This is a genomic window from Exiguobacterium aurantiacum, assembly GCF_001766415.1.
Lineage (GTDB): Bacteria > Bacillota > Bacilli > Exiguobacteriales > Exiguobacteriaceae > Exiguobacterium > Exiguobacterium aurantiacum_A.
The window spans coordinates 111,264-124,431 of sequence record NZ_MKXO01000003.1 but is presented as its reverse complement, the minus strand read 5'-3'; the positions used below and the strand labels follow the sequence as shown (position 1 = coordinate 124,431).

At 33.9% G+C, this 13,168-nt stretch carries 11 protein-coding genes; all 11 read right to left on the bottom strand.

The window, feature by feature from the left end:
• Positions 1–4: 4 nt before the first annotated feature.
• The gene (locus BJU60_RS08255) at positions 5–1,405 is read right to left on the bottom strand and encodes a lipopolysaccharide biosynthesis protein (RefSeq protein WP_070328416.1); all 1,401 of its coding nucleotides are present in this window, start codon (positions 1,403–1,405) and stop codon (positions 5–7) included.
• A 132-nt stretch (positions 1,406–1,537) separates the two neighbouring features.
• Positions 1,538–2,725, bottom strand: coding sequence for a glycosyltransferase (locus BJU60_RS08250; RefSeq protein WP_070328415.1), 1,188 nt, complete (start codon positions 2,723–2,725; stop codon positions 1,538–1,540).
• An 8-nt stretch (positions 2,726–2,733) separates the two neighbouring features.
• Entirely contained in the window at positions 2,734–4,014 is a 1,281-nt protein-coding gene (locus BJU60_RS08245; RefSeq protein ID WP_070328414.1) for a hypothetical protein, read from the bottom strand.
• Between the two features lie 116 nt (positions 4,015–4,130).
• Positions 4,131–5,279: a glycosyltransferase family 4 protein gene (locus BJU60_RS08240; protein ID WP_070328413.1), complete on the bottom strand. Its 1,149-nt coding sequence runs from the start codon at positions 5,277–5,279 to the stop codon at positions 4,131–4,133.
• Entirely contained in the window at positions 5,276–6,118 is an 843-nt protein-coding gene (locus BJU60_RS08235; RefSeq protein ID WP_070328412.1) for a glycosyltransferase family 2 protein, read from the bottom strand. Before BJU60_RS08235 ends, BJU60_RS08240 begins: the two co-directional genes overlap by 4 nt.
• Positions 6,118–7,248: a non-hydrolyzing UDP-N-acetylglucosamine 2-epimerase gene (gene wecB / locus BJU60_RS08230; protein WP_070328411.1), complete on the bottom strand. Its 1,131-nt coding sequence runs from the start codon at positions 7,246–7,248 to the stop codon at positions 6,118–6,120. The genes BJU60_RS08235 and wecB overlap by 1 nt, the downstream gene beginning before the upstream one ends.
• A 7-nt stretch (positions 7,249–7,255) precedes the next feature.
• The gene (locus BJU60_RS08225; protein WP_070328410.1) at positions 7,256–8,365 is read right to left on the bottom strand and encodes a polysaccharide biosynthesis C-terminal domain-containing protein; all 1,110 of its coding nucleotides are present in this window, start codon (positions 8,363–8,365) and stop codon (positions 7,256–7,258) included.
• Positions 8,362–9,384, bottom strand: a complete 1,023-nt coding sequence (locus BJU60_RS08220; RefSeq protein WP_070328409.1) for a polysaccharide biosynthesis protein — start codon at positions 9,382–9,384, stop codon at positions 8,362–8,364. Before BJU60_RS08220 ends, BJU60_RS08225 begins: the two co-directional genes overlap by 4 nt.
• The gene (locus BJU60_RS08215) at positions 9,377–10,633 is read right to left on the bottom strand and encodes a glycosyltransferase family 4 protein (protein ID WP_070328408.1); all 1,257 of its coding nucleotides are present in this window, start codon (positions 10,631–10,633) and stop codon (positions 9,377–9,379) included. The genes BJU60_RS08220 and BJU60_RS08215 overlap by 8 nt, the downstream gene beginning before the upstream one ends.
• The gene (locus tag BJU60_RS08210; RefSeq protein ID WP_070328407.1) at positions 10,620–11,273 is read right to left on the bottom strand and encodes a sugar transferase; all 654 of its coding nucleotides are present in this window, start codon (positions 11,271–11,273) and stop codon (positions 10,620–10,622) included. The genes BJU60_RS08215 and BJU60_RS08210 overlap by 14 nt, the downstream gene beginning before the upstream one ends.
• A 17-nt stretch (positions 11,274–11,290) precedes the next feature.
• Entirely contained in the window at positions 11,291–13,123 is a 1,833-nt protein-coding gene (locus BJU60_RS08205) for a nucleoside-diphosphate sugar epimerase/dehydratase (protein ID WP_070328572.1), read from the bottom strand.
• Positions 13,124–13,168 lie beyond the last annotated feature (45 nt).

The window sequence follows — 13,168 nt, the reverse complement described above, 5'->3', positions numbered from 1 at the left end:
CGTTTCAAAGATAATTCTTAACTTTATTATTTATAAATTTGCAAATAACTGAGTACTCTTTTCTAAAAAGCGTATATGTTACTAGTAATATTATTAATCCACCGATTTTATCTATCGTTTTGAAATTGAGGAACATTATCTCTAAAGACCATAAAAAATACATTCCAATTATAATGAATACTTTAGTGGAACTAGTATTGAAACTATAAAATTTAGTACCGAATTTTGTTCTAAAACCATAAAATAAAATATATGATATTGCGACCGCCAGAGCAGCACCCTTGGCACCAAAAAAAGGTATAAACAACAGTGATAAGCTAATATTACTTATCAATACAACAATTGAAATCCTTATGTGTAATCTCGACTTTAAATAGAAGTTTACACCTTGGACTGTAATTTCTGACATTGTATATAAAATAGGCATTAATAGTAACAAAGGTAACAAGAAAACCGCTTCTCTATAGTCAGGCCCTAATACAAGAATTATGGCCTCTTTAAATAATGCGATTGTAACTCCAAGCGTAACCATGATAATAGTTGTAGTGGAAAAAACCAGTTCAAAAAATTGTTTGTCTTTCGGATAATCTCTAAACCTTTTCAAACTAACAGGTGTCCATAGAGTTGTAAAAGTACTTTGTATAACGTTTATAATACCTACTATTTTAAATGTCGCCATATAAATTCCAATCTCTCTAGTTGTACTTAAAGTTCCTAGTAATAACTTATCCGCAGATTGAAATAACATTATAAGAATCGCTGAAATAGCAAAAGGACCGGAGTATGAAATTATTTCAGAAAATTTAATTTCTGAGTTATTCTCATTTGCTTGTTTCCAAAAAGGTATTATCATTACATTTGTTAATACAGATAAGATTAATAAAGATAATATCCAACTATATATTAAAGTTAAATGATCATACACCAACGTAGTTCCTATCACTATGACTAGGACCAATTCTAAAGCCCTTTGCAAAATTTGAATAAATGAGAAGCGATAGCCATATTGCATCATTCTTAAAACTATAGTACTAAATCTATGAATGACAGATATTAAAATATATAATATCAACAAGATTCCATATGTGTTTTTCTCGGAGATTATCAATGAAATTTCCTTATTAAAATTAAGGATAATAACTACTAGAATCCCAATAGTTAAAAAAGAAATTTTGATACTCTTCATTAATAAAGAAACTCTATTTTTTTCAAAAAAGTAACGGATTAAGCTCTGATCGGTTCCAAGAAGAGCTGTAGTTGAAAGCACCGTCGCAATTGTCATAAATAATGAGGCTATTCCAAATTCATCTGGTGAAAGTAAACGCGTTATAATCGGAATACTTATGAGACCAATTATTAGTGAACCTAAGCTGCCTAATGAAAACGAAAAAATTTTATTTAGCATTTCTAATTTCCTTTTCTTTAGATTATGCACTGTTTTTACTTGATACTATATTTACTAAACAAATTAAGAAACACAATAATCGATATTTTATCAGATATTCAAAAACTGATAGTTGTTCATTCTAAAATTTTATTAAATTTCATTCAGTAATTCTTTCCATTTAACAATTATAATTTTTGTTGAAAATGAATTTGCTCTTTCTTTACCTTTTTGTGAATATTCCTCAAGTAAATCACGATCCTCAAGCATCAATTTTATCGCATTTAATAGGTGTTTCTCTGAAGCAACTAAATGATTTAAAGAACTATCTTTTTTTGAGATAGGGGGAGTTAATACTCCATAATTCAAATATGAAATTGTAAAAGATGAACTTAACTGAGAACTTTCTTCACCTGAAAGTATCTCTAAAGGCCCCCCCGGACAATTTGTAGCAATCACAGGAAGTGAGCATGCCATTGCTTCAATTAAAACATTGCCAAAACCTTCAAAATACGAAGTATGTACGTATAACGAGGATCTCTTCAAATATTTATAGGGATTATTTTTAAAGCCAAGAAAAAACACATTATTTTCCACACCATAAAACTTTACAGCCTCTAATAACTTCGATTTTAGATTTCCTTCGCCAACAACAATTAAATTTATATCGCTTCCTTGCTTATTGAGCTCACTTAAAATTCTGATCAAATGAATTTGTCCTTTAACCTCTTCTATTCTTCCTACATTAATTATTGTCTGTTTATCAAAAATTTTGTGCTCACCTTCTTCTAAAGGCTCGATTATTTTAGAACTTATTAACTCAGACTCAATTGGATTGTAAATCACTTTTAATTTGGAAGATTTAATTTTATATTTTTTTATTAAATTAAGTTTAATTGCTTTAGAAACAGTTATTATTAAATCAGATTTTTTGTAAAGAAATTTTACAGCAGTGGTGTACAAATAAAAGTTAATATCTTTATTTCTTTCAGAAATCATAGTGTGTAAAGAGGTAACTACTTTCTCATTTTTTTTCGTTAATAAATTCACTATATTTGCGCCATCCATAAAACTTACTACTACATCGTAATTATTATCACTTTTAATCTTCCTTATACCTTTTATCTTTTTACAGAAATTGATAGTTCGTCTAAAAAAATTCCCATCATTACTTATATTCAAGTTGATCATTTTCCCGGAATATGAGTAGGCTCTATTAGAATCATTATAGAATATAATTGTTAGGTCATAATGCTTATCTAGTTCTTTAGATAAAATAGATACTAATTTCTCAGCCCCACCACCCTGAAGTGTAGGTATTAGAAACGCTATTTTTTTCATAAGTCCCCCTATTTTTCACTTATTATTATATTTGGAATTCCTTTAAATCCGTAATTTAGAAATAATAGTGCCGACCAAAAAATTGCGTCTTCGATATTTAGTATCCGACCATAATCCTGAAGAAAATTTGGAAGCATTGTTAAAAATATAATTGCCATGAATAGTTGTAAATCCGTACTATTGCTATTAGATTTTCCTGACAAGATTTTAATGCTTCTAAATAAAGCCGTTAATAAAAAGTAAGATATTAATAAGCCGTAAAATAGTCCTTTTTCAGAAAAAAACAGTAGCAAGCCAACTTCAGAAACTGCATCCGCACTATAGAAACTTTCTTTCATAAATCCTACACCATTCCCAAGAAAAGGTGATTTCCAAAATTCGTTAAAGTGAAAACTCCATAACTCTAATCTTCCATTAAGGAAAATTTCTAAACTGAAATTTCCGGCACTATCTAATCCGGTCATCAAAAAATTTGTTATACCAATTTTGAAGATTATGGAAATGAACAAGATACTCAGTAAAACAAATAATGCCTTTACTATAGGTTTGGAAAGAAAAAATACATAAATAAGAAAAGGTAAAACCGTTAATAGAATTAATGATCGAGTCATAGTCGATGCAATAATTATCAAAATAAAAAATGATATAAATAAATAAACTTTTATTTTAAATTTTCTATACGCAATTATAGATAACGTAGTATAAATCAAAAAAACGCTAGTAATATTCCACAATGTTACTTCACCTCTTGAAAGTCTAGAAAATTCAAAAGGAAGATATCCATACACATTTGGCTTCAGTAAAGTCAGAATGAAACCTAAAATAACTATAAATGTAATAATTATTAATACTTTATTTAAAGTTTTAAAAGTGAAATTTTGTCCATCTTTATTTTTCTGTAGATTTAGAGCAAAAATGGAGACCAGTAAAAAAACTATAGAATCATACGCTAGCGTTGTAAAGGAACTAACTATTAAATTATTGTACAAAGAGGAAATCCACATCAAAGAAATAAGTAGCAGGATTCTAATATCAAATATCGCTTTTTTATCTACTATAGACCATACAATTAAGAGCGAAATCAACAGAATAATAGCTGGGTTTATAAAAAAAGATGTACTATGAACTAATGATTGATATCCAGCTTTACCAGAATGTAGCGCCGCATACGGATTAGGTGTCAAAAAAAAGTTTACAATCATTAGAAATGCATAGGTGAAATAAAATGAAAAGAAAATTCCCCTTTTTGAACCCCCTATATTTACAATTGATAACTTCTTATTTATCATATAATGCTTCTCCTCTAACTATTTCTATAAATATTTGTTCCTAGTAATTACTCGCTCTAAGAAACTAGTAGCTTCATCTCTTCTTCAAAATATTCATAGTCATATTTTTCAACAGATTACTTAAATAAGTTTATAGCAGCATTCACGACTGAACTATTAGTTGAATTTCTAATCCCTAAATCAAAAGCAGAGTGAGATTTTTTTTTATATTCTTCTAAATCCATGTCAACAAAAAGTTGAATACAGCTCTCGTACCTCTCTTTTTGTGCCAAAGGAATGTTAAATCCGGCATTTTCTTGTTCTAGCATATTCCAAGGAGTTTGATCGCTCAATATTACTGGACAGCCCCCCACTAAACTTTCAGAAATGATATGGCCGAAGTTTTCTCCTAGTGTTGGAAAAATAAAGATATCATGATTTTGGAATTCTGTTACTACTTTTTCATTTTCAATTATTCCGCAGTATTTGACTTTTATATTTGATGGAAATTCGTTAATAATTTTTTCACAGGAATTCCAGTATTTTTCGTCTTCAATGGGCCCAAAAATATTCAATGTTATTTCACCTTTTATGTCCGGTAATACTTTTAATAGATAGAGTAAATTTTTCTTTGGATGAATTCTAGAAATTGAAATAATTTTTAGTTTACCAATTTCTTTAACACTATTTTTTTTATACTTTATTCCTTGATAGTTTTTGGTCAGGTTAGGAGAAAGAAAGACTTTTTTGTTAGAATATGTGATTATTTTGTCGATATCTCTTGTTTCTACAACAGATGTCGAATGCCAAATTACATTTTTGTGCAGAGAAAGAGATTTGGAAAGTAGAATAAATATACTTTTTTTATTTCTTTTCAAATTTAAAGCTCCCTCAGAGAAATTCCCTCTAGGTGCTACAATAATTTTGGGGGTTGATATATATCTGATTTTTTTTAGTAATAGTGGTAAAATACTAAATTTGAAAGAAAAATAACTATTTAAATACAATACGTCTGGTTGCAATTTATTAATTATAGATTTGATTTCTATTATATTTTTATAACTTTCTCTTATATACATAACTTTAGTATTATCTATAGTGGTCCATTTATCAGTTTTAATTCCACTATAAGGAGTGTCTGAATTGAAGTCTCTATCTAAAGCAATAATATAAAACTCATACTCATGATTGAGGTGATCAACTAAATTCTTAATGGACTGTACTGGTCCTCCTGCATTTATAGAAGGTAAGTAATGACCTGCTAAAACTAAAATTTTTTTTCTCATTTGCTTACCCCATTTGTCTTTTGATCCTCGTAAATTTTTGCGTCGACTAAAAAACGATACCAAAAAGCTTGTAAAACCGCAAAAATAAATCCTTCTTTACCATCTAAAAATCCTTTTTTCAAAACAAATCTATACATAAAATAAATAAACGGCCTTATGCCTAAAGGTAATTTATAGTAAATGTTTACTTTAGTCCATCTTTTAAACTTGGCATTAATGTGTAATTTAGAATTAGTTGTCATTAATTCACCTTTGTAATCTAAAACTTCTTTGTCCGAATAATTGTTATGCTTACTTATCCATCGAGATAAATTTTTATAATCTTCATGTAATGAATCTGATTTCATTTCTATAGATTTACCATAAGCTAGATAAATATGTTCATCCATGTTGCGTCTTTCAATCTTTCCAGCGCCGTTTTTAAAAACTAATAGTTTTCTAAAAGGATAAATTCCACCATGCCGCAATTTTTTTCCTAAAAAATTAACTTCAAATCGCAACACAATTCCTGTTATAGATTTTTCGGATTCATGCTTGTTACATAAGGAATTAAGTTCATTTCTTGAGGTTTCTGTTAGTCGCTCATCTGCATCAAGCCTCAAAATCCACGCTGTATTTATGTCACAATTTTCAATTGCAAATTCAAATTGACTAGAATGGCTAATGAAAGGATTAAGATAAATTTCTGCTCCCATTTTTTTAGCTTTTTCTACAGTAGAATCTGTACTATGACTATCCACAACAATTACTCTTTTAGAAATAGAAGATATTGATTTTATACACTTTTCAATATTGAGTTCTTCATTGTAAGTTAAAATAATGGTAGTTAAATCAGCCATTAATTGATTTCCCTCCACACATTTCTTTTAACATAATCTGTATAAGAAATAAGAATTCTTAGCACTTTCCATGAAACGTTGTTTACGTTATAGTCCTCAACTATTGATTTAGGCATATTGACATTATCCTCTAATTCCTTTAATCCTTGTAAAATTCTATCTATCTCTAATCCCACCATCATCGTTGTAGACTCTTCCATGGCTTCTGGTCTTTCATGAGCCTCTCTAATGTTTAAACTCCGAAGTCCAAGTATAGATGTCTCCTCACTTATAGTTCCACTATCGCTTAAAACTGCTTTCGCATTTATTTGAAGGTTATTATAGTCAATGAACCCCAAAGGTTTTAATGTGATAATATTTTTATGGAACTGAATTTTCTTTTTTGAAATCATATTTTTTGTACGTGGGTGTGTACTAAGGATGACTGGCAAGTTATAATTCTCTGCAATAGTGTTCAATGATTTCACTAAATTTAAAAAGTTCTTTTCAGATCCTATATTTTCTTCTCTATGGGCTGATACTAAAAAGTATCTTTCTTTTTCTAAACCTAGTCTAGATAAAACGTCAGAATTCTCAATCTCTGATCGCTTAGATTGCAAAACTTCGTACATCGGACTTCCTGTCTTAATAATCCGATCCGCTGATAACCCTTCTCTTAAAAGATACTCTCTAGCGATGCTGCTGTAAGTCAGGTTAATATCAGCAATATGATCTACAATCTTTCTATTTGTTTCTTCCGGTACCCGTTGGTCAAAACAACGATTCCCTGCTTCCATATGAAAAATTGGAATTTTACGTTTCTTCGCTGCGATTGCACATAGACAACTGTTAGTATCCCCCAAAATCAATATAGCCTCTGGTTTAACTTGTTCTAAAATAGGATCAACCGCAATAAGAATATGACCAATTGTCTCTGTAGCTGTTCCATTTGCTGCATTTAAAAAAAAGTCTGGTTTTCTTAAATTGAAGTCTTCAAAGAATACCTCATTTAATTCATAATCATAGTTTTGTCCTGTGTGCACTAAAATATGATCAATTGCTTCTGATTTTTCAAGACGATTAATGGTTGCAGATAGTCGAATAATCTCTGGTCTCGTTCCAACAATCGTCATAACTTTTAATTTCTTCATTTATAAATTAAACCTCCACGTAATATGTATCAGGGTTCATAGGGTCGAATGACTCGTTCACCCACATAATTGTGACCATGTCAGAGTCACCTAAATTTTCAATGTTATGTGCATACCCAACAGGAATATCTACTACTTCAAGCTTATCGCCACTCACAACGTACTCAATAATTTCTTCGGACTCAATTTTTCTAAAACGAATAACACCTTTACCACTTACCACAAGAAATTTCTCGTTTTTTGTATGGTGCCAATGATTACCCTTTACAATTCCCGGTTTAGAGATATTGACCGAGACTTGACCTCTGTCGGGTGTTCGAATAAATTCAGTGAATGATCCACGATGATCTTTATGCATTGTCAGTTCATAGGAAAATTGACTTTCTGGTAAATAACTTAAGTAAGTACTGTATAAATTTTTAATTAACGAATCATTTAATTCTGGAACTGATAAATTATTTCTTGTCTCTTTAAAAGAGCTTAATAATCTAGCGAGCTCCTTTAATGTAATCTTGTAAGTTGGATTAACTTCACAATATACCGTTTGATTACTATCGTTTTCATCAAGTTGACTAATCAACTCAGAAACAACGTCATCGATATAAGCCAACGTAAGCTCTGCTTTATCATCATTAACTTGAATCGGCATCCCATGTGAGATGTTGTGACAAAATGTCGCAACTACACTATTATAGTTTGGTTTGCACCACTTCCCAAACAAGTTTGGGAAACGGTAAATCATTATGTTTACAGTTTCTTCTTGTCCATAAGATATTATCAATGATTCGGCTTCTTTTTTACTCATTCCGTATGCGTTCGAAAGCTCGGCTTGAGTTGATGAAGCAAACATAACTGGCGGTGGTGTTTGATTTTTCGAGAGTAGTTCTAATAATTTTTCAGTGAACCCTTTGTTTCCCTCTTCAAACTCTGCTTCAGTCTTAGGACGATTCACTCCAGCGAGATGGTAAACGAAGTCTGCCTTTTTCGCGAATTCCGCTAATTCGAATTCTGTTGTACCACGATCACATAACAGTAAGTCGCTATAACCTTGATTTTTTAACTCTGCCACAAGATTCTTTCCAACAAAACCGTTTGCTCCTGTTATAAGAATTTTCATGATTTTACTCGCTTTTCAAGTTCAGCTTTAACATAATCAAGCGTCAATAGTCGTTGTTTAATTTGCTCGATTGTTAAGCGCTGTGTGTTATTCGAATTATATTCATTTTCTTGTGTCAATTTTTGATCGCCTTCACTATAGTATTTATCATAATTCAAATCACGAGTATCCGCAGGTACGCGATAAAAGTCACCCATGTCTTCTGCTACGATGTGCTCTTCACGAGTCAATAGTGTTTCGAAGGACTTCTCTCCATGACGGGTACCAATTACTTTGATTTCATTGTCCGCTTCAAAAAGCTCTTTTAAAGCAACAGCTAAATCTCCCACCGTGGATGCTGGTGATTTTTGAACCATGATATCTCCTGCTGCCGCATTATTGAATGCAAATACGACTAATTCAACTGCTTCTTCCAAACTCATTAAGAAACGTGTCATATTTGGATCTGTAACAGTCAATGGATCTCCACTTTTAATTTGTTCAATAAATAATGGAATAACGGATCCACGAGAAGCCATAACATTACCATAGCGAGTTCCACAGATTAATGTTTGATTCGAATCAATCGTTCTAGCTTTTGCCACAAAAACTTTTTCCATCATCGCTTTTGAAATTCCCATTGCATTGATTGGATACGCTGCTTTATCTGTTGAAAGACAAATTACTTTCTTGACGCCAATTTCAATTGCAGCGTTTAAAACATTTTCAGTTCCAAGCACATTTGTTTTTACAGCTTCTAACGGAAAAAACTCACATGATGGCACTTGCTTCAATGCAGCTGCATGAAAAACATAATCAACGCCATACATGGCATTTTTTACACTATTCTGATCTCGTACATCACCAATATAAAACTTTAACTTATCGTTCTGATACATTTTGCGCATGTCTTCTTGCTTTTTTTCATCGCGCGAGAAAATCCGAATTTCTTTAATATCAGTTTCAAGGAAACGTTCCATTACTGCATTACCAAAAGACCCTGTACCTCCAGTAATGAGTAATGTTTTATTATTAAACATAGATATTCTCCTTCTTCATTTCACCACTCTCTTCAAGTGGTTGATTATTTAAATGTTTATCCATAACATCCATTAGTTTATCTTTATTAAAATGTATGTCTGAATAAACCATTCCATTATTTCTATATTCAATCATTTCAGCTTCTGCTTTTCCTAAAAAACTTAGAATGAGATGAACTTGTTTATCAATATCTCCGTGATTGGCCACAAGACCTGTTTTAGACTCTTCTATACTTTTCTTCGCTTCTCCATTTACTAAACCAAAGATAGGCATTCCAACCGAGAGATATGTTTGCAATTTCGCTGGAATGGTTTTATCAAATAGCGGATTCGGTGAAAGGGACAATAAAGCAATGTCGTGTGATCTCAATATTGTCGGTACTTTGTCTGCAGATACACGACCCGTGAACGTAAACATAGCTGTAAGTTTTTTATCAGCAATCATTTTTATTAAATAATTTTTGAAGCGTCCTTCACCTACTAATGTAAAATGAACCCGATCCTCATAACCTAACTGTTTCAATTTTTGTGATAGCGGAACAAGTTGTTCTAGCCCTTGCGCTTCTCCAATATTCCCCGTAAACACAACCGAAAGTTCTTCTTTAACCTTCTTTTTGTGTTTAATATTAATTTGTAGTTCTTCAGAATATTGTGGCCAATAAAATACTTTGTTCTTTTGAACTCCGCGATTTAGGATAGAATTAGCAAAACTATGAGAAGTTGTAAAAATACGATCACAGTTTGAATAAATATAATCGACCATTCTTCCAATAGGTTCAAGGATTCTTTTTGATTTAATACCAGTCACAATCTCTACATTTTCCGGCCATAAATCTTGAACATATATATGGCAAGGAATCTTTTTCTTTTTAGCAAACCACACGCCTGGTAATGCTTGTGTCATCGGGGAAACCTCAAAAATAAAAACATTGTCTGGTTTTAATTTCGAGAATACAGACCAAATATATCCAGATGCCACAAACGATAAATAATTTAAAATAAGAGAAATTTTTGAGGTTCCTCTTGGAATAATCGGTAAACGTATAATGTCTATACCATGATATCTTTCCGTCCGTCTTTTAGTAAAACTGTACCCACTAAAAAACTCTCCCTCAGGATAATTTGGAATACCAGTAACAACGGTAACTTTATAACCTTTATGAACCCATTCCTTGCATATATCGTTGATTCTAAAGTTTTCCGGAAAAAAATACTGACTAATCACTAAAATATGCTTATTTTTTTTCATGATTAGTACTCTCAGCTTGCTCCGTTGTTGAAGCAAGTTCTTTAATCATCGATCCCGTTCCGCCTTCTAAAACCCCATCACTTTTCATAACACTTAAGAGCGTTCCGATAAAACAACGTACATCCATCCAAAATGATAATTTCTGAATGTAATAACCATCTAGTTTTGCTTTGATTTCAATAGGTAATTCATCACGCCCGTTGATTTGAGCCCATCCTGTCAAACCTGGTAAAACGTCATTCGCGCCATATTTCTCACGTTCTTCAATCAAATCATATTGATTCCAAAGTGCTGGTCGGGGACCTATCACTGCCATCTCACCTTTTAAAATATTAATGATCTGTGGTAATTCATCAAGACTTGTTTTCCGAAGAAATTTTCCTGTTCTCGTGATGTACCGGTCTGGATCTGTTAATAAGTGAGTCGGCATATCTTTAGGTGCATCGATCCGCATCGTCCGAAACTTTAAGATATTGAAGTGCGATTGATGAAATCCAACACGTCTTTGTTTGAAGAAGACCGGACCTTTTGATTCAAGTTTGATTGCAATCATAATCCCGATAAACAATGGCGATAGGACAATCAATCCGATTAAAGAAAGAATAAAGTCGATTTTCCGTTTTTGTTCGCTATACTTCATCATCCACACTCCATTTTTTAGACCGTCTCGTGTACGTCTTTATTTACATTCAGATTATTTACATCCAAACAATCGTTTGCCCAGTTAACGAGATACAAGCCGAGCGCTTCACTCGTTTTCAGTTCGTTCATGCGTGCTAACTTCTCGTCCAAGTTTGTTTCTTCACTCACGATGCCCGTAAAAATTTTCGGATATACTGCCTCCGGATGAACTTCTCCTTCTTTCAGCAACTCCTCGAACATCTTCTCACCAGGACGAATCCCGCTAAAGGCAATCGGGATTTGTTCTTCTGTAAACCCACTCAGCTTGATCATGTTACGGGCGAGGTCGACGATTTTTACCGGTTCCCCCATATCGAGGACGAACACTTCGCCACCGTCAGCGAGAGTACCAGCTTGAATGACGAGACGACTCGCTTCAGGAATCGTCATGAAGTAACGCGTCATATCAGGGTGCGTCACTGTGACCGGACCGCCTTTTTCAATCTGTGTCTTGAATAACGGAATAACCGATCCGCGGCTACCTAATACATTGCCAAACCGAACTACGGCGTATTTTGTCTGACTCGTTTTCGCCAAGTTTTGAATAATCATCTCGGCGACTCGTTTCGTCGATCCCATGACGTTCGTCGGATTGACCGCTTTGTCCGTCGAGATCATCACGAAGCGGGCCGCCCCATATTCATCCGCCATCTCGGCGACGTTTTTCGTGCCATAAATATTATTTTTCACCGCTTCGTGCGGGTTCGCTTCCATTAACGGCACATGCTTGTGTGCTGCCGCGTGGAAGACAAGATGTGGTGAGTGGGTCATGAAGACATCGCGTAGCCGTTCGACGTCTTGGACGTCGGCGATGACGGGAATGAGTTCTACCTCTAAGTTTAACTCTCTTAATTCACGCTCAATCAAGTAAATACTGTTTTCACCGTGACCGAGCAGTAACAAGCGCTCTGGTTTAAATTTTAAGATTTGGCGGCAGATTTCGGATCCGATTGAGCCGCCAGCTCCGGTGACGAGTACCGTTTTGCCTTCGACCTCGGATTGAATACCCGAGATATCGAGTTCGACCGGCTCGCGACCGAGTAAATCTTCAATCGATACTTGACGCATCTGATTGACGGCGACTTTACCGGCTGCGACTTCTTCAATCATCGGCAACGTATGCACATTCGTACAAATCGCTTTCGCCCGTTTGATGATGGCTAATCGTTCTTGGTACTTCATCGACGGAATGGCGAAGACAATTTTATCGACTGCTTCCTTCTCAACGATATTTTCTAACTCATCGACCGCCCCAACGACTTTCACGCCGTTGACAGTAAGAGTCTGCAAGTGTCGATTATCATCCAAAAAACCAACCGGATTCATTCGGTGGTTATCCGACTGGTTCATTTGACGGACAAGCATGCGTCCGGCCTGCCCAGCACCAATGATGAGCGTCCGCTTTTCATCTTTGCGTCGCTTCACTTTACGACCACGCAAGATTGAAAGCTGATCGTGTTTCCACGTCACGTAAATACGTGACCCTAAACGAATGCCACCTAATAATAGAAGTGATAAGCAAAAACTGAGGAACAACATCCGCTCCATCGCTTCGCCGTACACGGCAAACTGAATAATATAAAGAGTGATTGTACTCAATAAAAGCGTCATTGCGAGACGGATTGCCTCCGACATACTGGCAAAGCGCCAAGCGACACGGTATAGCCGGCTGACGCCAGCCATGACGATAAATAACGCACTATATAAAATGGCTGACTCAATAAAATGATTTTGATCAATATTTCGAAGGAATTCGACTGGATATAAGAAAAAATAAGTGACGACCATCGACGATAAGATTGCTGCCATATCAAGGATGACCAATATACTCGTCCGTAACGACTTTCGACCTAG

What these genes read in the sequence shown, in the direction of transcription:
- BJU60_RS08210 (WP_070328407.1), bottom strand. Translation starts at nt 11,273, where the DNA reads ATGAAGTATAGCGAACAAAAACGGAAAATCGACTTTATTCTTTCTTTA.
- BJU60_RS08240 (WP_070328413.1), bottom strand. Translation starts at nt 5,279, where the DNA reads ATGAGAAAAAAAATTTTAGTTTTAGCAGGTCATTACTTACCTTCTATA.
- BJU60_RS08225 (WP_070328410.1), bottom strand. Translation starts at nt 8,365, where the DNA reads ATGAAAATTCTTATAACAGGAGCAAACGGTTTTGTTGGAAAGAATCTT.
- BJU60_RS08255 (WP_070328416.1), bottom strand. Translation starts at nt 1,405, where the DNA reads ATGCTAAATAAAATTTTTTCGTTTTCATTAGGCAGCTTAGGTTCACTA.
- BJU60_RS08250 (WP_070328415.1), bottom strand. Translation starts at nt 2,725, where the DNA reads ATGAAAAAAATAGCGTTTCTAATACCTACACTTCAGGGTGGTGGGGCT.
- BJU60_RS08220 (WP_070328409.1), bottom strand. Translation starts at nt 9,384, where the DNA reads ATGTTTAATAATAAAACATTACTCATTACTGGAGGTACAGGGTCTTTT.
- BJU60_RS08205 (WP_070328572.1), bottom strand. Translation starts at nt 13,123, where the DNA reads ATGGCAGCAATCTTATCGTCGATGGTCGTCACTTATTTTTTCTTATAT.
- wecB (WP_070328411.1), bottom strand. Translation starts at nt 7,248, where the DNA reads ATGAAGAAATTAAAAGTTATGACGATTGTTGGAACGAGACCAGAGATT.
- BJU60_RS08215 (WP_070328408.1), bottom strand. Translation starts at nt 10,633, where the DNA reads ATGAAAAAAAATAAGCATATTTTAGTGATTAGTCAGTATTTTTTTCCG.
- BJU60_RS08245 (WP_070328414.1), bottom strand. Translation starts at nt 4,014, where the DNA reads ATGATAAATAAGAAGTTATCAATTGTAAATATAGGGGGTTCAAAAAGG.
- BJU60_RS08235 (WP_070328412.1), bottom strand. Translation starts at nt 6,118, where the DNA reads ATGGCTGATTTAACTACCATTATTTTAACTTACAATGAAGAACTCAAT.